This is a genomic window from Halocynthiibacter sp. (genome assembly GCF_049608145.1).
GTDB lineage: Bacteria > Pseudomonadota > Alphaproteobacteria > Rhodobacterales > Rhodobacteraceae > Halocynthiibacter.
The window spans coordinates 69,213-87,516 of sequence record NZ_JBMYXF010000004.1 but is presented as its reverse complement, the minus strand read 5'-3'; the positions used below and the strand labels follow the sequence as shown (position 1 = coordinate 87,516).

At 52.1% G+C, this 18,304-nt stretch carries 18 protein-coding genes; 10 read left to right on the top strand and 8 right to left on the bottom strand.

Annotation, left to right across the window (positions count from 1 at the left end; translation table 11 throughout):
- Positions 1-44: 44 nt before the first annotated feature.
- The 4 genes from ACPGUT_RS02840 to ACPGUT_RS02825 are packed head-to-tail and all read right to left on the bottom strand — an operon-like array spanning position 45 to position 4,138.
- Positions 45-1,013 (bottom strand): TPM domain-containing protein, encoded by a 969-nt coding sequence (locus ACPGUT_RS02840; protein WP_423988726.1) that lies wholly within the window; start codon positions 1,011-1,013, stop codon positions 45-47.
- A gap of 32 nt (positions 1,014-1,045) precedes the next feature.
- Positions 1,046-1,858, bottom strand: a complete 813-nt coding sequence (locus ACPGUT_RS02835; RefSeq protein WP_423988725.1) for an isocitrate lyase/PEP mutase family protein — start codon at positions 1,856-1,858, stop codon at positions 1,046-1,048.
- Positions 1,855-2,913, bottom strand: coding sequence for a bifunctional transcriptional activator/DNA repair enzyme AdaA (locus ACPGUT_RS02830; protein WP_423988724.1), 1,059 nt, complete (start codon positions 2,911-2,913; stop codon positions 1,855-1,857). The genes ACPGUT_RS02835 and ACPGUT_RS02830 overlap by 4 nt, the downstream gene beginning before the upstream one ends.
- Positions 2,914-2,968: 55 nt before the next feature.
- Positions 2,969-4,138: a pyridoxal phosphate-dependent aminotransferase gene (locus ACPGUT_RS02825; protein ID WP_423988723.1), complete on the bottom strand. Its 1,170-nt coding sequence runs from the start codon at positions 4,136-4,138 to the stop codon at positions 2,969-2,971.
- A gap of 104 nt (positions 4,139-4,242) precedes the next feature.
- Between ACPGUT_RS02825 and ACPGUT_RS02820 the strand changes: the two genes are divergently transcribed.
- The 4 genes from ACPGUT_RS02820 to ACPGUT_RS02805 all read left to right on the top strand — a co-directional run bounded on the left by ACPGUT_RS02820 (position 4,243) and on the right by ACPGUT_RS02805 (position 8,374).
- Positions 4,243-4,377 (top strand): hypothetical protein, encoded by a 135-nt coding sequence (locus ACPGUT_RS02820; RefSeq protein ID WP_423988722.1) that lies wholly within the window; start codon positions 4,243-4,245, stop codon positions 4,375-4,377.
- Positions 4,378-4,452: 75 nt separating this feature from the next.
- Positions 4,453-5,856 (top strand): cysteine--tRNA ligase, encoded by a 1,404-nt coding sequence (gene cysS, locus ACPGUT_RS02815; RefSeq protein WP_423988721.1) that lies wholly within the window; start codon positions 4,453-4,455, stop codon positions 5,854-5,856.
- Between the two features lie 119 nt (positions 5,857-5,975).
- The gene (gene cimA / locus ACPGUT_RS02810) at positions 5,976-7,598 is read left to right on the top strand and encodes a citramalate synthase (protein WP_423988720.1); all 1,623 of its coding nucleotides are present in this window, start codon (positions 5,976-5,978) and stop codon (positions 7,596-7,598) included.
- Entirely contained in the window at positions 7,595-8,374 is a 780-nt protein-coding gene (locus ACPGUT_RS02805) for a squalene/phytoene synthase family protein (RefSeq protein ID WP_423988719.1), read from the top strand. The genes cimA and ACPGUT_RS02805 overlap by 4 nt, the downstream gene beginning before the upstream one ends.
- Before the next feature lie 62 nt (positions 8,375-8,436).
- Here the strand turns inward: ACPGUT_RS02805 and ACPGUT_RS02800 are convergent, their stop codons facing one another.
- Positions 8,437-9,669, bottom strand: a complete 1,233-nt coding sequence (locus ACPGUT_RS02800) for an MFS transporter (protein WP_423988718.1) — start codon at positions 9,667-9,669, stop codon at positions 8,437-8,439.
- Between the two features lie 127 nt (positions 9,670-9,796).
- Between ACPGUT_RS02800 and ACPGUT_RS02795 the strand changes: the two genes are divergently transcribed.
- From ACPGUT_RS02795 to ACPGUT_RS02785, 3 genes are all read left to right on the top strand, one after another.
- Entirely contained in the window at positions 9,797-10,432 is a 636-nt protein-coding gene (locus ACPGUT_RS02795; protein ID WP_423988717.1) for a DNA-3-methyladenine glycosylase family protein, read from the top strand.
- Between the two features lie 10 nt (positions 10,433-10,442).
- The gene (locus ACPGUT_RS02790; RefSeq protein WP_423988716.1) at positions 10,443-11,114 is read left to right on the top strand and encodes an alpha/beta hydrolase; all 672 of its coding nucleotides are present in this window, start codon (positions 10,443-10,445) and stop codon (positions 11,112-11,114) included.
- A 181-nt stretch (positions 11,115-11,295) separates the two neighbouring features.
- A complete protein-coding gene (locus ACPGUT_RS02785; RefSeq protein WP_423988715.1) occupies positions 11,296-11,886 on the top strand; it encodes an HNH endonuclease in 591 nt (196 codons plus the stop codon).
- Here ACPGUT_RS02785 and ACPGUT_RS02780 read toward each other — a convergent pair.
- Complete coding sequence (locus ACPGUT_RS02780) at positions 11,883-12,833, bottom strand: radical SAM protein (RefSeq protein WP_423988714.1); 951 nt, start codon at positions 12,831-12,833, stop codon at positions 11,883-11,885. The two genes, ACPGUT_RS02785 and ACPGUT_RS02780, sit on opposite strands and share 4 nt — an antisense overlap.
- A 232-nt stretch (positions 12,834-13,065) precedes the next feature.
- Between ACPGUT_RS02780 and zwf the strand changes: the two genes are divergently transcribed.
- Genes zwf through pgi form a run of 3 tightly spaced genes read left to right on the top strand, consistent with a single transcriptional unit; the run spans position 13,066 to position 16,816 of the window.
- The gene (gene zwf, locus ACPGUT_RS02775) at positions 13,066-14,517 is read left to right on the top strand and encodes a glucose-6-phosphate dehydrogenase (RefSeq protein ID WP_423988713.1); all 1,452 of its coding nucleotides are present in this window, start codon (positions 13,066-13,068) and stop codon (positions 14,515-14,517) included.
- Positions 14,514-15,188: a 6-phosphogluconolactonase gene (gene pgl, locus ACPGUT_RS02770; protein WP_423988712.1), complete on the top strand. Its 675-nt coding sequence runs from the start codon at positions 14,514-14,516 to the stop codon at positions 15,186-15,188. Before zwf ends, pgl begins: the two co-directional genes overlap by 4 nt.
- A 23-nt stretch (positions 15,189-15,211) precedes the next feature.
- Positions 15,212-16,816 (top strand): glucose-6-phosphate isomerase, encoded by a 1,605-nt coding sequence (gene pgi, locus ACPGUT_RS02765; RefSeq protein WP_423988711.1) that lies wholly within the window; start codon positions 15,212-15,214, stop codon positions 16,814-16,816.
- Here the strand turns inward: pgi and ACPGUT_RS02760 are convergent.
- Both ACPGUT_RS02760 and ACPGUT_RS02755 read right to left on the bottom strand, forming a co-directional pair.
- Complete coding sequence (locus ACPGUT_RS02760) at positions 16,813-17,292, bottom strand: acyl-CoA thioesterase (protein ID WP_423988710.1); 480 nt, start codon at positions 17,290-17,292, stop codon at positions 16,813-16,815. The two genes, pgi and ACPGUT_RS02760, sit on opposite strands and share 4 nt — an antisense overlap.
- A 92-nt stretch (positions 17,293-17,384) precedes the next feature.
- Positions 17,385-18,254 carry a calcium-binding protein gene (locus tag ACPGUT_RS02755; RefSeq protein ID WP_423988709.1) on the bottom strand — a complete coding sequence of 290 codons (870 nt, stop codon included), beginning with the start codon at positions 18,252-18,254 and terminating at the stop codon, positions 17,385-17,387.
- Positions 18,255-18,304 lie beyond the last annotated feature (50 nt).

The window sequence follows — 18,304 nt, the reverse complement described above, 5'->3', positions numbered from 1 at the left end:
ATTTTCGTCTCTTTTTGGGGAATGTCTGGAAAATACATGTGATCCTACCAGCTGCCCGAAGCTCCTCCTCCGCTAGACCGGCCCCCGCCGAAAGAAGAGGAGGACGAGGAAGAGGAGGAAGAGCTGGATGAGGAAGAGGATGACGAAGATGTAGAAGTAGAAGTAGAAGTTGTATGCGCCATTCGACGAACAGCGGCTCTGCGCTGCGCTTGGTAGCTGAGTGTCGCATATGTCCGGGTGGTTTTATAATCGCAAGCTGGGCAGTATTTTATCTCAACATCGCTTCCGCCCTTTGTTTCGCTGGGCGGTGTCAGAACTTCATTTGTGGTGACAACCCCAACCTTTCTGCATTCGGGGCAACGGATACGATTTCGCCTAGCCTGGCGGACCAAGGCTACGATGGATACGAATAATGCAATGATGGATGCCCCCAGAATCTTGAAAAATGTGAGGATTCTCTGACCTTTGTCACGCTGGTAGGCGGCCTTTGACCAGGGTGCGTTTCCTCTACTCAGCGGGAGCGCAATACGATCGATTACCGCACTTGTTCCATTTGCAATCCCGCGGCTGTAGTTGCCGGATTTAAAATGAGGAAGGAACTTAGTTTCGATCACTTCTTTGGCAGTAAGGTCGAAATCCGGCGCATAACCTGAACCAAGTTCAATACGCATTTGGCGTTCTGTCTGTGCCACAAGGATCAGGACCCCATTATTCTGCTCTGCATCACCTATTCCCCAGGCATTGAACACCCCTGTGGTAAAGGCTTCGAACCGGGCCCTTTCTTCAAATTCACGCCAGCTATGCAGGGTTAGAACAGTGACTTCGACGCCAGTATTTTCCTTTAGCTCTGAAAGACTCTGACGGATCTCGCTTTCATCCTCTGGTGTGATCAGATCCGCGTAGTCATTCACGTATATATCTGAGTAATCAGGTATGTCCTGAGCCAGAGTTTGCGCAGGGATTCCTGCGCAAAATAATACCGCTGAAAACAAAAGGGATCTTAAAATAGACACTGGTTAACTCCGACAACGTTCAATGCTGATGCTCAGAACATCAGATTTTCAACAGCGTCGCCAGAAATAGATTTGCCCAGAGCAGAAAAATCACCATTTTCCAGCATATCCACGCCGATATCGCGGATCATACGATGGGTGGCACGCGCCAGAGCCGAACCAAGAGAGATGCGCGCAGCACCAGCCTTGGCAAACTCACTTATGGTCAGTTTTGTGCAGGGGCCTGCCGCAAGAACATTCACAGGTCTGGTAACCGATGCACAGATCCGCGCAAGATCCTTCGGATTGGCCGGCGTCGGCGTATACAAACCATCTGCACCCGCGGCCTCAAAGGCCTGAAGGCGGCGAATGGCTTCCTCCACGTCGTATTTCCCAGTCAGAACGCCATCAGCACGGGCAACAAGGAAGAAATCTTTGTTCAGGCCCCGCGCGGCGTCTGATGCAGCACGGATACGTTCAACGGCAAGATCAAATGCATAAGCTGTGTCAGCCGGCAGGGCTGTGTCTTCAATACAAATCCCCGCAAGGCCAATTTCACCAGCCATGCGTACGGTTTCAGCGCAGGTATCGGGATCTTCGCCAAAACCATTTTCAAAGTCACCGGATACGGGCACATTCACTGCGGCAATCAGATCTTGAGCATGTGCAAGGGACTGGTCGCGGGTGATATGCCCCATGTCCCGCGTGCCAAGAGTAAAGGCAAGCGCGGCAGAACTTGTCGCAATCGCCTTTGCCCCCATGCCCTGCAACATCAAAGCTGAACCCACATCCCAAGCATTGGCCAGAATGAATGGGTTTCCTGGTTGGTGCAATGTACGAAAGATTGTGCCGTGGCCAGTGGTCATGTTGGTGCTCCTGCATATTTCTTTTCGATTTCAATCAGTTGTTCTTTTCGCCAGATCCCACCACCATACCCGGTCAGATTGCCATCTGCACCAATCACCCGGTGGCAAGGAATTACAATCGCAATGGAATTTGCACCATTGGCGCGGGCAACGGCACGGGTGGCTTCGGGGCGTTGCAAATCTGCTGCCAGAGAAGAATAACTGCGGATCTCGCCTGCAGGGATTGCACGCAGCGCCTGCCAGACGTCTTTTTGAAAAGCTGTGCCATGCGGGGCAAGCGGGGTTGTGAATGTCGCAGATATACCATTGAAATAGGCATTCAGTTCATCTTTGATCTGACGGATCGGCGCGGGCGTACCAAACCCGATGCCACCAGGGCAATCTTTCATCAGGCGTTTTAATTCTGTCGGCAGGGCTTTGCGATCAGCGAACTCAAGCAGGTGCAGATGTCGGTTGTCGGCAATTGCGATCATGGGGCCAAGATCGGTTTGAAACCAATCTGCCTGTAGCAACGCATTCTTGCTGAATTCACCCGGGGCGGTTCCGATCAGTTTTGCGAAAGCTGCGCGAAAGGCGGATGGTGAATCAAACCCGGCTTCAAGCTGAGCATCAATTACCCGATGGCCTTCTGATAAAGTGGTAAAACCAGCAGCCAGACGGCGCTGGCGCGCCATTTCCAGAAAGGTCATGCCAAAGATCCGTTTGAAATTGCGTCGTACGGTAGAGGGATCATATCCCATCTGCACAATATCGTTTTCATACCAGCGTCTTGTTGGATCTTTCTCAAGTGCTTTCACTAGATCCGATATCATGGGATCATCCGATAGAACACCCAGGGGGTGACAGCGTTTGCAGGGGCGAAAGCCCGCTTCGATACATTCCGTGACCGAAGGCTTAAACGCACAGTTTTCAGGTTTCGGGTCACGGGCTGGACAACTGAGGCGACAGAAAATTCCGGTGGTGGCAACGCAGACCCAAGCCCGGCCATCCCAGGCTGGGTCGCGTTTTGTCAGGGCTCGATAAAGCACCTTATGATCAGGCAATTGAAACAACATATCGCCTTTCTAATGGCTTCCGGCGCGCGATGACGCCGGAAATCGGGCAGGGATGTTATTTATCCGCTGCAAATTTAATCAGACGTGCAAATGCGTCTTCGAACTGATCATCCGGGATAGTCATCGCCACGCGGATATGGCCGGCAGAAGCCGCACCAAAGCTTTCGCCCGGCATCACCGCGATCATTTCCTGATCCAGCAGGCCTTCTGCGAAGTCCTCGCCCGACAGACCCGTCGCACGGATATCCAGCATCAGATACATCGCACCGCCCGCAGGGATCAGCTTAACCGAGTTTTGCCCCTCCAGCAGAGATTTTGCAATTTCGCGACGACGACGGAAGGGATCTGCGATTTTTTCTTCAAAAGCCGTACCCTGTTCCAGCGCGAATTTGGCAGCGTCCTGAATGAACCCAGCCACACCGTAAGTCGTGTGCGTGGCAAGCGTGATCAGATTGGCAACCACAGCTTCTGGGCCGCAAATCCAACCAATACGTGAACCTGTCATAGCGTGAGATTTTGACATAGAACCAATGACTAATGTGCGTTCCTTCATGTCAAGTAAGGCGCGAGGTGAGATGTGTTCACCTTCCCAAATTTGCGTGTCATAGACTTCATCAGAGATCAGCCAAAGGTCGTGTTTCTTCGCGAAATCCGCAAGCCCTTCAAGGGTTTCACGAGAATAAACAACGCCTGTTGGATTATTGGGGCTGTTGATCATCAGGGATTTAACACCTGGTGTGATCGCAGCTTCTAGATCCGCGATATCAGGCTGGAAATCATTGCGTGACCGCGCCTGAACAGGCAAAGGCACAGCGCCAACACCACGGATCGTACCAGGATAGGTCGCGTAATAGGGGTCAATATACATGGCCGTGTCACCGTGATCGCAAACCGCTGCGTGGCTTGCAAATAGGGCGCTTTGGCCGCCAGGGGTGATCATGATGTTGGCGGGTGTTGTGGGCACACCTGTGCGTTCCTCAATCCGCTTTGCCACGGTTTCCCGCAGCGCATCGGTACCGGGAACCATAGCGTATCCCGTATGACCACCCGATGCTGCCGCATGCATCTTATCAAGGATGATCTGTTCCGTGCGATCGTCGTGTTCGCCAATGGTCAACTCCAGCACAGGCTTGCCAGCTGCTTTCATGCGGCGCGCCTTGATGAAAATGCCCCAGCCGTCGTCTCCGTCGCCGGTCAGTCCGGTGATGCGCTTTGAAAGATCCATATTTATCCCCGAAGTAAGTCGTTTTCGCGAGGCCACCATGGCAGGCCTGATTTGTCAAATAGGGATTAGAGGGGCAGCATATCAAAGTCTGTGATGAAAGCGTCATGAAAGCGCGAATTCGCACTGGACATATGGATTGGCAACGTTATGGTCACCGCTATGAACAAGAACATTTGCATTATCACCTGCATTATCCGCTGACATTGTCACGCGGGCGTTCTTTGTCGTTTTCATCTTGAAATGAAGTTGATATGCCCGCCGCAAGGCCGGTGGTTCCTGTGGACCCGTGCATTCGTATTTCGCTGTGAGGACCTATGACTGAGATTAAGCTGCATAACACAAAGACCCGTAAAAAAGAGGTCTTTACGCCGATTGATGCCAAAAACGTGCGGATGTATCTCTGTGGTCCGACGGTTTATGACCGCGCCCACCTTGGCAATGCGCGCCCGGTGGTGATGTTTGATGTGCTGAACCGTCTGCTGCGGCATGTGTACGGCGCGGATCACGTGACCTATGTGCGTAATTTCACCGATGTGGATGATAAGATCAACGCGACCGCCATGGCCCGCAAAGAAGCGGGTGCAGAAGGCACGTTGGAAGAATTGGTACGCGAACGAAGTGATGAAACCATCGCTTGGTATCTGGAAGATATGAAAGCGCTTGGCACAGATGAACCGGATCACATGCCACGTGCGACGGAATATATCACGCAAATGGTTGCAATGATTGAGGATTTGATCAGCAAAGGCCATGCTTATGAGGCGGAAGGCCATGTGTTGTTCGCGGTCGAAAGCTACAAGGAATACGGTGCGCTGTCGGGACGGTCTGTAGACGACATGATCGCGGGCGCGCGCGTAGAAGTCGCGCCTTATAAGCGCAATCCGATGGATTTTGTCCTGTGGAAGCCGTCAACCGATGATCTTCCTGGCTGGGAAAGCCTCTGGAGCCGTGGTCGCCCGGGCTGGCATATTGAATGTTCCGCCATGGCGGATGAATTGCTGGGTGCAAGCTTTGATATCCACGGCGGCGGCAATGATTTGCAATTCCCGCACCACGAAAACGAGATCGCCCAAAGCTGCTGCGCCAATCCGGATGCGGGCTTTGCGAATGTTTGGCTGCACAATGAGATGTTGCAGGTCGAAGGCAAGAAGATGTCTAAGAGCTTGGGTAATTTCTTCACGGTGCGTGATTTGCTAGACAAGGGGGTAACTGGTCATGTTATCCGTTTTGTATTCTTGCAAACACATTACCGTAAGCCAATGGACTGGACCGAAGAGAAGGCGGCACAGGCCTTGGTCGAGCTGGACAAGTGGCACAAGTTTATAGGGGAGACTGAAGCTGGTGATGTTTCTGAAAAGGTCATCGAAGCCGTTGCAAACGATCTAAATACCGCTGGAGCGATTGCAGAGTTAAGAAAACTTTATACCGAAGGCAATGCTGCAGGCTTGCTTGCTGGTTTGAACTTCCTTGGTCAGAAAACGCTGGATGCTGATGTGATCAATCAGGTCTTGATGAGCGAGCGTGAAACACTCGATGAACTGGCTCAGAAGTTACACGAAATCCGCAATGCGGCGATGGTGTCTAAAGATTTTGCGCCAGTTGACGCGCTGAAGGCCGCTCTCACCGAGGCAGGCGTTCAGATTAAGATGAGTAAAGAAGGGGTGGAGTTGGAACCAGGATCTGGTTTTGACGCTGCAAAATGCGAAATTCTGATTTGACTATGCACAATTAGCCATTCTCGCCCGGCTTGCCCGGGCAGCGCCCGACCCTCCCCACGGGAGGGCGCTTCGCACCCACCCAGGGCCGGGCGATGCCCTAATAATATTGAGAAGAGCCAATGACAAAAGAAAAGCTATTCCTCTACGACACGACTTTGCGCGATGGGCAGCAGACGCAGGGGGTTCAGTTCTCGACCGCTGAGAAACTGCAGATCGCGGCCGCGCTAGATGATCTTGGGATTGATCACATTGAAGGCGGCTGGCCCGGTGCGAACCCAACCGACAGCGAATTCTTTGAGGCCGCACCGAAATATAACGCCACGTTTACGGCCTTTGGCATGACCAAACGGGCAGGGCGTTCGGCTGAAAACGACGATATTCTTGCCGCCGTTATGAACGCCGGAACGCCTGCGGTGTGTCTGGTGGGCAAGGCCTCTGCGTTTCACGTCACCGACGCGCTTGGCATCAGCAAAGACGAAAACACCGAAAACGTGGCGGCCTCTATCGCGCATATCGTGAAAAACGGGCGCGAGGCCCTGTTTGACGCAGAACATTTCTTTGACGGCTATAAATTTGACGCGGATTATGCGCTGGAAAGCGTGCTGGCCGCCTATGGCGCCGGTGCCCGTTGGATCGTCTTATGTGACACAAACGGCGGCACGTTGCCCTCTGAGATATACGCAATTGTGAAAGCGGTGATTGCAGCTGGCGTGCCCGGAGATCATCTGGCAATTCACACCCATAACGACACGGAAAACGCGGTTGCCGGCAGTTTGGCGGCGATTGATGCAGGTGCGCGTCAGGTGCAGGGCACGCTGAATGGTCTGGGCGAACGTTGCGGCAATGCGAACCTCACGACCATCATTCCGACGTTGTTGTTAAAGCCGGAATATGCGGAAAAATTTGAACTGGGCATCAGTCTCGAAAGCCTGAAAAGCCTGACCCATCTGTCGCGCGCCTTGGATGAAATTCTGAACCGTGTGCCTGCGAAACAGGCGGCTTATGTGGGGGCCTCGGCCTTTGCGCATAAATCCGGTCTGCACGCCAGCGCGATTCTGAAAAACCCCATGACCTATGAACATGTGGATCCGGAAAGCGTTGGAAACACACGCATTATTCCCATGTCGAACCAGGCCGGTCAAAGCAATCTGATCAAACGTCTGGGCGATGCTGGTTATGCCGTTGAAAAAGGTGACCCGGCGCTTGGGCGCATTTTGGATCGCATCAAAGCGCGCGAAACCGCAGGCTATTCTTACGACACCGCGCAAGCCAGCTTTGAGCTGATGGCGCTGGATGAACTTGGCAAACTGCCCAAATTCTTTGATGTGGAACGTTATAAGGTGACGGTGGAGCGGCGCAAAAATATGCGCGGTGAAATGGTCACCGTATCTGAGGCCGTCGTGGTCGTGCAAATCGGTGCCGATCGCATGTTGTCGGTCTCCGAAAGCGTTGATGAAAACGGCAATGATCGCGGGCCGATAAACGCGCTGTCCAACGCATTGGCCAAGGATCTTGGCCCGTATCAAGATAGCATTGACGACATGCGTTTGGTCGATTTCAAGGTGCGCATCACTGATGGCGGCACCGAAGCTGTGACCCGCGTGATCATCGACAGCGAAGATAGCCTGGGCAACCGTTGGTCCACCGTCGGGGTCAGTCCGAACATAGTTGACGCCAGCTTCGAGGCGCTGCTTGAAGCGATCACATGGAAACTGGTGCATGACAAGGTGCGCGCGGCGTGAGCCCGCTGTCAGACGATATTAGCGCCTGTGCGGAGCTTGTGCAAAAATCGGATCCTGATCGATTTCTAGCAGTGATGAGCATCGCGCCAGAACAACGTGCGCCGCTTTTTGTACTTTATGCTTTCAATCTTGAAATCGCCCGTGCGGCCTGGGCCAGCCAGGAACCTATGGTCGGCCAAATGCGTCTGCAATTCTGGCGCGATGTTGTGGAAAGCGCTGCGGGTGACGCAGCCGCACGCGCCCACGACGTTGCCCGCCCCCTAACACAGCTGATCCGGGAAAAGAAACTGGATACAGAAGCGCTTGATCAGATGATTACGGCACGTTGGTGGGATCTCAACAAAGATGGTTTCGACAGCGAAGACGCATTTCAACAACACCTTCAGGCCACATATGGAAACCTTCTATGGTTGACAGCGCAAGCTCTGGGTGCGGGTGTTGATACCAAAGAGCTATTGATAAATCTTGGCGCAGCTTATGGTCTTGCCAGCTGGTTTCAGGCGGTGCCGGAACTTGAGAAACACAATCGTCAGCCGTTGTATGATGGGCGCCCGACGGCCATTGTGGAACTGGCTCAAACGGCCCTCACGGATTTGAAAACGGCAAAACCACCGCGCGCTCCTTGGGTAATGGCCCTGCGCACGGCCTGGCAGGCGGAACCGCTTCTGAAACTTGCGGGTAAAGAACCAAAGCGTGTAGCCGACGGCACGCTCGCTCTGTCCGAGTTCCACAAAAAAAGTCGCCTGTTTCTGAAAACAATGACAGGTCGCGCGTAACCTTTTTCATCTTTCTGAAAATACTCTGGGGGATCCAAAGGGGGCTAGCCCCCTTTGCCTGCTTAAACAGATACGTCCTCAGGATCGCGCAAGGCCAACCACAACAAGGCACCGCCCGCCAGCATTAGGAAAGGCGCCATTGCCAGGTTCACTGCCTGCCAACCTGCTTGGGCACCCCCACCAGAACAATTCATAAGACCACCAGATGCCAGTGACGCCATGGTGACACAGCCAAAAACGATCATATCGTTCAGGCCCTGCACACGTCCACGTTCCGCATCATCATACGCACCGGCAAGCATTGTGGTGGCGCCGATAAAGCCGAAGTTCCAGCCAATACCCAGCAAGACCAGCGCGATAAAGAAATTGGCAAGCGTCACACCGGACAAGGCAACAACGCCTGCGCCCAGCAAGATCACAAGGCCTGTGGCGACAATATTGCGTGTTCCAAAGCGGGCGATCAGATGGCCGGTGAAGAAGCTTGGCACATACATGGCCAGCACGTGTGCAGACACGATGTCCGCCTCTTCGCCGTTCACGAAACCGCAACCAACAACCGCCAGCGGTGTTGACGTCATCACAAGGTTCATCAAAGCGTAGGACACCATGGCGCAGATGATTGCGACAGCGATCACAGGGTCTTTCAACAATTCGCGTTTGCTGCGGCCCTTTGGGGCGTCTGCGGCAGGGGGAACGGGTTTGGGGATGCTAAGGAAGAAGAACAAAAGCGACCCGATCGCGTTTACCGCAATCACCCCCATATATGTGCCAGCGAACAAAACCGGCATGGCTTCCTTTGTGACTTTGACCAATTGTGGCCCAATGATTGCAGCCAATAGCCCACCTGCCATAACCCAAGAAATCGCTTTCGGGCGGAACTCAGCTGTCGCGGTATCGGCCGCAGCAAAGCGATAGAACCCGTGCGCAGACATATAGACGCCGGTAAAAAGTGAACCGAGACAGAAAATCAGGAAACTGCTTTCGTATAGCCCCCAGAGACTGATCGCGCCGCCAACACCGCCAAAGACAGCCCCGGTGAAAAATCCTGCTGCGCGCCCGCATTTCTGCATGAATGCGCTCATCGGTTGGGCAGCTAGCATTGATCCAAGAACGATCAATGTAATAGGGAGGGTCGCAAAGCAGGGGTTTGAAGCAAGCTGCTGTCCAGCAAGACCACCGACGGTAAAGATCATCGGCATTTGCGCCCCCAGGAAGGCTTGGGCGGCAATCAGGATGAAAACATTGCGTTTCACCTGCGGATCAATCGGGGCGGGGGCAGCGGATGCAGTATTCATGACGCAAGCCGTAGCCCGGATTGAAAGGAAGGAAAAGCGCAATTTATATGTACACCAGTGAAATCTTGTAATGAAGAATCTGAGACGTCTTCTATGATCGCGTTGGATTAAGTGTCCGGGGGATGGAATGACTGAAAAAATACGCAAAATAGGGTCAGATCAATGCGTGTCTGAAGGGGCGCAATGGTTGGCTGATATCGTGCCCGAATTTGCAACGGTTTTGCCGGACCTTGTTCCATTGCCTTTGCGTTTGCGCGCAGATGGATTTCCGGCGCTTGTCGATGCAATCATTGGCCAACAGATTTCCATATCAGCGGCCAGCGCTATTGCCCAACGTATGAAGGATGCAAATCTTACAGGCCCTGATCAAATCCTTGCGGCCAGTGATGAAGAATTGCGCGCAGCCGGGCAGTCTGTGCAAAAAATAAAATACCTACGCGCCCTGGCCAAGGCCGATCTGGATTATACATCTTTTCATGACATGACGTCGGTAGAGGTGATCAAAACCCTGACGGCTTTGCCGGGGATCGGTCCTTGGACTGCAGAAATATATACTATGTTTTCACTTGGGCATGCGGATGTGTTTCCTGCCGGGGATCTGGCACTTCAGGAGGCCGCAAAGGTTTTGTTTGATTTACCAGAACGTCCCAAGCCCACGGAAATGCGGGACATGGCGCAGGCTTGGTCCCCCTGGAGATCAGTTGCAGCGCGCCTTCTTTGGGCCTACTACCGAGATATTAAAAAACGTGATGGCATCAGATAAGGGCAGCGATATGCGGGAACTTGAATTCAAAAAGCGTGAGGCACACAGCGGTACCACGAAATCAGTTGTGATTTTTTTGCACGGATATGGTGCGGATGGCGCTGACCTTCTTGGGCTTGCAGATCCGCTGGGCCCGCATATGCCAGACACGACCTTCTATGCGCCTGACGCACCGGAACAGCCTGCGGGCATGCCTATGGGGCGTCAATGGTTTTCCATTCCATGGATCGATGGTTCCAGCGAAGAAGAGAGTGCCGCTGGCCTTGAACGCGCGGCAGACGATTTGAATGCCTTCATTGATATTGTCCTGCAGGCCGAAGAAATTACCCCGTCAGAACTGGTTCTGCTTGGGTTTTCTCAGGGCACAATGATGGCCCTGCATGTCGCGCCGCGTCGTGAATACAAAATGGCAGGTGTTGTCGGTTTTTCCGGGCGTCTGCTGGCTCCGGAACGGCTTGAGGCTGATTTCATTACCCGACCACCGGTTCTGCTGATCCACGGTGATCAAGATGACGTTGTGCCACCACAATCCATGGGAGAAGCGGGGGATGCGCTGCAAAATGCTGGTTTTGATGTATACGCCCACGTGATGGAAGGCACAGCACACGGGATTTCACAGGATGGGCTTTCTGTTGCCCTGACCTTCATGCGTGAAATGCTGGGGTATACCGACGCCGGGTAAATGTCACAAATCTGAAACTTCCGGATGGTATATTAAAACCCAGAGATACCATATAACGGGGTTGTCAGATACCTTACACCATATATAGTTGATCTGAGACGGGGCGGTGAACCCGCCCCAAAACCATCCGGTTTGGGGTCATTTGCAGCGGGTCCCGACCGGCAGACGGGCGGTGATACGAATGGACTGCGGGATAAGTGACAATAATGCAGGAAATGTGCAGGGCCTCAGAACGTTGGTTCTGAATGCGAATATGCAACCCCTGAGCTGGGCACCACTGTCGGTGTGGAGCTGGCAGACCGCCTTTGTTGCAGTGCATCAGGAACGCGTCATTCAGGTTAAAACCTATGATGACATCGAAGTTCATTCCGCCAATCAAAGCTTTGATGTTCCGGCTGTTGTTGCCCTTAAAAGTTACCATCAGCGCAAAAAGGCAGGATTTACACGATATAATCTGTTTTTACGGGATGAATTCCGTTGTCAGTATTGTGGGGAACGCTTTGCGGCAAAAGACCTGACATTTGATCACGTGGTTCCGCGCAGCAAAGGTGGCGGGTCAAACTGGCATAATATTGTGGCCTGTTGTTCCAGAGACAACCTTCGTAAAGCCAATAGAACACCCAAACAGGCGGGGATGAAGTTACTGCGTGAACCCTTTGAACCCAATGGGTTTCAACTGGATTCTGCTGCGCGCAGACAGCCACTTGCCAAGTCTGTGTTGCATAACAGCTGGATGGATTTTCTGTATTGGGACGCCGAATTGGAAAGCTAAGCTGAACAGCTTGCCCCGCCAAGTACACAGAACTTGGCGCAATGCGGATGGTTCAGGGATACATCCTGTTCCGCATCTTTCAGAGTTTCCCCAAGATCAAATCCCTCTGCATAGGGCAACAACGTGCAGGCGATTACTGACGGGGCCTGACCACGGCGTTTCACCACCATGCGAGAGTTTGAACACATGACGTCTGACGGGGATTTATTGAGAATCCCCCAGCAATCCACAGTAATTTCTGGTACATCTAATGTATCATCCATTTCTGGAAAAAGAACTGTTTTTCCAGGATTATACGGGTCAATGTTAAAGCATTCTTTTTTATATAATGCGGCATATCCCGCGCGGGCAGACGCATCATCTTCATTCCAAAGCTGACGTCCGGCGGCTGCAAGTTGCGCGCCAATGGAAGACAGCCAGCGCATGCCTTCAAGAGTTTTTTCAAAACTGCCCACGCCACGCATTTTATCATGATTTTCTGCGGCCCAGTGATCAAGGGATACACGGAATGTCAGCTTTTCGCCAAACTCCTGAACCAAAGATTCAATTCCAGATTTCACAGATTTCCGCATCATCGGACGCATGGCATTGGTCAGAACTAAGACTTCATAGCCCCGTTCCAGGGCCGCGCGGCACATGCTATTGAATTCAGGGTTCATATAGGGTTCGCCACCGGTAAAGGCAATTTCGCGCACACCCCAGTTGCGTGTTTCCAGCTGATCAAGATAATCCGTAACTTCGGCTTCACTCAGGTAGACAAGCGCGTCATTTGTCGGAGAACTCAGAATGTAACAATTCACACATTCGATATTGCACAGCGTGCCGGTATTGAACCACAGGGTTTGAGGGTTCTTCAGGGGCACAGTTGCACGTGTTTCACCCTTGGCGGTGTGCAGAGGATCCTGAAATTTGCCTGAAACTTCTAGCGTGATTGCTTGATCGTCCATATTACTTTTCGCCCCGGGAATTGTGCTTTTCTATTGATACCCTGGCATTTCACGGCCGAAAAGATGTTCCTGTGTCCATGACGCCATTGTGATGCCGGCTCAACCTGCTAAAGTCGCGGCAAAGCATGCGAATGCTGGCGGAAACTGTTACAACGTTTGCGCCAATATATTTGGTATGCGCAAATTGTAGCAGGGGATTTTTACCCCTGATTTCTGGAATATAGAGGTCAGAATGGTTTCACGCGTCATACCGGTAGAGGTTTTTGATCTGGTGATTTTCGGTGGTACAGGTGATCTGGCCCGACGCAAGATTCTACCTGGTCTGTATCGTCGCTTCCTTGCTGGTCAATTGCCTGAAGGTGCACGCATCATTGGGGCAGCGCGGGCGGATTTCGATGACGCGGGATATCGTCAATTTGTGAACGACGCGATCTGCGAATTTGTCAAAAGTTCGCGACATGACAAAGCCCATATTGATGAATTTCTAAGCCGTATCAAATATTTACCTGTAGATGCCTTGGGAGATGCGGGATGGCAGGGGCTTGCATCACTGATGCGACCAAATGTAATCCGCGCTTTCTATTTTTCCGTTGCACCAAGGCTGTTTGGCCCCTTGGCAGAACGTTTACATGATCACGGCATTGCGGATGCTGAAAGCCGGATCGTTGTGGAAAAACCATTTGGCCGTGACCTGAAATCAGCAAAGGCGCTGAACGCAGTTCTGGCCGAAAGTTTTGACGAACATCAGATCTATCGTATCGACCATTATCTTGGCAAAGAGACCGTTCAGAACCTGATGGCCGTTCGGTTTGGCAATATGCTGTTTGAACCACTTTGGAACAGCCAATACGTTGATCACATTCAGATTACTGTTGCCGAAAGCGTCGGGGTTGGCGGCCGCGGCAGTTATTACGACAAATCCGGTGCGATCCGCGATATGGTGCAGAACCACCTGATGCAATTGCTATGCCTGATCGCGATGGAACCCCCCAGTGAATTTGAACCGGATGCTGTGCGCGATGAAAAGCTGAAAGTTATCCGTGCCTTAGACGCACCCGATCAACAGGATATCGTACGTGGGCAGTACCGTTCTGGGGAAGACACACCGTCATATCGTGATGATGCGGAAAACGATGAAAGCACAACAGAAAGCTTTATTGCGATGAAGCTTGGGATTTCGAATTGGCGTTGGAAGGGGACCCCGATTTATCTGCGGACCGGCAAACGCCTGCGTGAACGGACCAGTGAAATCGCCGTTGTGTTCAAAGATCCACCACATTCCATTTTTGGCGAACAAGAGGGGCGTCGGGGCAATGTGTTGGTCATCCGTCTGCAGCCGAATGAAGGTATGAACCTGCGCGTTACGATCAAAGAACCGGGACCTGGCGGGATGCGCCTGATAGAAGTCCCGCTAGACATGAGTTTCGCAGAGGCCCTGGCCGATGGTGACGATATTCCTGATGCATATGAACGCCTTATCATGGATGTGATGCGAGGAAATCAAACCTTGTTCATGCGCGGGGATGAAGTCGAAGCTGCCTGGGCATGGACCGATCCAATCATTCAGGCCTGGGAAGATGCACGGAAAAAACCTGTAGAATATGACCCGGGCGGATCCGGCCCGGATGACAGCCTAATGTTACTGCACCGCGATGGGCGCCGCTGGAGAGAGATTAAAGCATGAAGATAATCAAATACGCAGACGCCGAAATGATGATGATCGAAGTGGCGCAGGAAATTGCTTCGGATTTGGAAACGGCGCTTGAAGCCAATGGCAAAGCGTCATTTGCGGTCCCCGGTGGCACCACGCCTGCGCCTTTGTTTGATGTGCTCTGTGCAGCAGATATTGACTGGGAAAATGTCACGATTGTTCAGACTGACGAACGCTGGGTACCGGACAGTTCGCCCCGTTCCAATGCAAAGCTGATCCGCGAACATCTTCTGGCAGATCGGGCAGCAAAAGCCAAATTTGTATCGCTTTATAATCATTGTGAAACGCCTTCAGACGAAATCGAAGACACCCGTGCAAAAGTTGCGGATCTGATGCCGCTGTCCGTTGTTCTTCTGGGCGTTGGGGCTGATATGCATACGGCAAGCCTGTTTCCTGGCGGGGATAACCTTGCTCTGGCAATCGATCCTGCCGCCCCCCTTGTGATGCCAATGCAGGTTGCCAATCAGGCAGAACCACGCATTACATTGACGGAACCAGCCCTGAATTCGGCGATGCACAAACATATTGTGGTGACCGGTGATGATAAACTGAACGCTTTAAAGCAGGCACAAGGTCTGTCCGCGATGAAGGCACCGGTCACCCGGATTTGGGGTGGTGCACGTATTCACTGGGCCCGTGACTAATTTAAAAAAAACGAGATAACCACATGTGGAATAAACTTAAATCCGAAGCAAACGCTGCGGAAAACATTCGTATTTCCGATTTGTTTTCTGAGACCGCGCGGGCAAACAAATTCTCTGTATCTGCGCTTGGTATGCTGTTTGACTATTCAAAAACGACCTTAAGGGAATCCAGTCTTTCCTGCCTGACCGACATGCTGGCCACCTGTGGTTTTCAGTCCAGACGTGAAGCTATGTTTTCAGGTGTTCATATAAACGAAACCGAAGACCGCGCCGTTTTGCATACAGCCTTGCGGGCAAATGCAGCGGACAAAATCACCGAAGATGGCGAAAATGTTGTGCCTGCTGTTCATAAAACTCTGTCTCGTATGCAGGCGTTTTCCAACAGTCTGCGTAACGGCAGCTTTCAGGGGCAGGGCGGAGCGATCACTGATGTGGTGAACATTGGGATCGGTGGATCCGACCTAGGCCCTGCGATGGCCTGTATTGCGCTGAAACCCTACCATGACGGCCCCCGCACCCATTTTGTTTCCAATGTGGATGGGGCGCATATTCATGAGGTTTTGCAGGATCTTGATCCAGAAACAACACTGATCCTTGTGGCGTCCAAAACATTCACCACCATCGAAACCATGACCAACGCGCAAACTGCGCGGGACTGGATGGCGCGCGATGTGCGTGATCCCGGTGCGCAATTCGCGGCTTTGTCTAGCAACCTGGAAAAAACGGCGGAATGGGGCATTCCGGCGGAACGTGTCTTTGGGTTTGAAGACTGGGTCGGCGGGCGGTATTCGCTTTGGGGGCCGATTGGCCTGACAATCATGATCGCGATTGGCGCGGACCGGTTTGCTGAGTTTTTGACAGGCGCCCGCGAGATGGATGATCATTTCCGAACGGCGCCATTGCTGGAAAACATGCCTGTGATGCTGGCTTTGACCGGGATTTGGCACAATCAGGGCCTAGGCTATGGCACTCGGGCGGTCTTGCCCTATGACCAACGCCTACAGCGTTTGCCTGCATACCTTCAACAGCTTGAGATGGAGAGCAACGGCAAATCTGTTTGTATGGGTGGTTCTGATACGCCGGTGCATACCGGGCCAGTTGTCTGGGGGGAACCCGGCACCAATGGTCAACACGCATTCTATCAGCTTATTCATCAGGGCACACGGGTTATTCCCTGTGAATTCCTGTTGGCGGCGAAAGGGCATGAAGAGGATCTTGCGCATCAACATGAGTTGCTGGTCGCCAATTGTCTGGCTCAATCCGAGGCATTGATGTTGGGGCGATCCCTTGACGTTGCACGGTCACGGATGGCGGCAAAAGGGTTTGAAGGTGCCGAACTGGAACGCCAAGCACGCCACCGGGTTTTCCCCGGAAACCGTCCTTCGACAACCTTGCTTTACCCACAACTCACACCTTCGATGCTTGGCAAAATCATTGCACTTTATGAACATCGGGTGTTTGTGGAAGGTGTCCTGCTTGGCATCAATTCATACGATCAATGGGGCGTGGAGCTGGGCAAAGAATTGGCCGTTGCTTTGCAACCTATTGTGTCTGGGGCAGAAGACAGCACTGGCAAAGACGCATCCACCATAGGTCTGGTGGATTACATTAAGGTGAACAGGAATTAAGCAGAGGGCAGGGCGCCATCCAAGGTGATAAAACGTTGTTTCAGATCATCTGACAGCGGGCGCTTACCACTGCCGTCGGGTTCAAGGGACACAACAACGGCTTCGCCCGTGGCCCGTAACCCATCAGACCAAAGCGCGTATTCCATTGTGAAACTAGTGTTTCTGAACTCTTTTGTCCGGGCGGTGACCAGATAGTCTTCGCCCATATGCATTTCCCGCTTATAGTCAGCCGAAACATTTTTAACCACAAGGCGCGGATTATCGGATGTTGCTGAATAATCCGAAAGGCCCCATTCCTGCATATAGCGGACACGTATGTTTTCAAACCAGGAGAAATACACCACATTGTTCACGTGGTTCAGGCTGTCAAGTTCGTGAAAATGAACCCGATCAGCCATGCCATAAGGCCATTCGCCTTCGCATCCAAAACGGGACATTTCAACAGGTGAAAGCGGTGTATGATAACGGGTTTCCATAGGGCGCAGTTAGCCTGGGAAGACAACGATTTTCAAGGGGCAAGAAGGGGTGCCTAATCGAAATTGGCAACCCTTGATTTTCTAACTGGATATTAGGCAACATCACTAGCAGAACGTTCTGCGGTTGAAAGCTTGACATCTACACTGTTAAAATCGATTCCAGTCAATATAACCGTCGGTTCTTTGTCGATCAGAACAGTTGTCGTGTTCACGTCGGGATCATAAGAAAAATCAATCATAGGTTCTGCTGTACCTTTTGGTATGCTGAAAATGATGTTTTCACTGGCTTCGTAATCCTCAATCGTCACGGGGTTCCCTGGCGTAATCCAATCTCCCACAACGAATGTATCCATTCCTTGTTCACCTTTGGCGACATCATTCCCACCCAGAATAAAAGTGTCGTCGCCTTTGCCGCCATCCACTATATCTTTTTCTTGGTCCGCATTGTCCGGATCAAAAAGGCCTTCGACTTTTTCGTCCAACTGTTCATCAGTTGCATTCGGGTTGTTCAGCGCAAAGGAAATGGCGCCCTGAAGTACAGTGTCGTCAATACCACCAGAACTTATAAGTAAATCATCACCAGAATCTCCTTTCAGGTGATCTTCGCCAGTGCCACCGGCCAGCAAATCATCATCTGCTCCACCACGTAGGAAATCATCTCCGTCACCGCCAGACAGAATATCTTCGCCATCGCCTCCAAACAATCTATCATTGCCGCTGTTTCCAACAAGAAAATCATTTCCTGCCTTACCAAAGAGCTGGTCATCACCGGCTGCTCCTTTAAGGGAGTCAACGGATGCGTCTCCGACTTCCAGACGATCAGTAGCTTCCTGACCTTGAGGATCCGGTGTATTCCCGCCGTCGTTATTATCATCAGGATCACTGTCTTTGCTGCCTCCGTCGTCGAAAATCAACACACCACCAGCCAGCAAACCCAAAAACATCAACGCTACAGAACCCATCGGAAACCCCTAAAAGAAACAACAAAATTATTATGACATTGATCTGTATC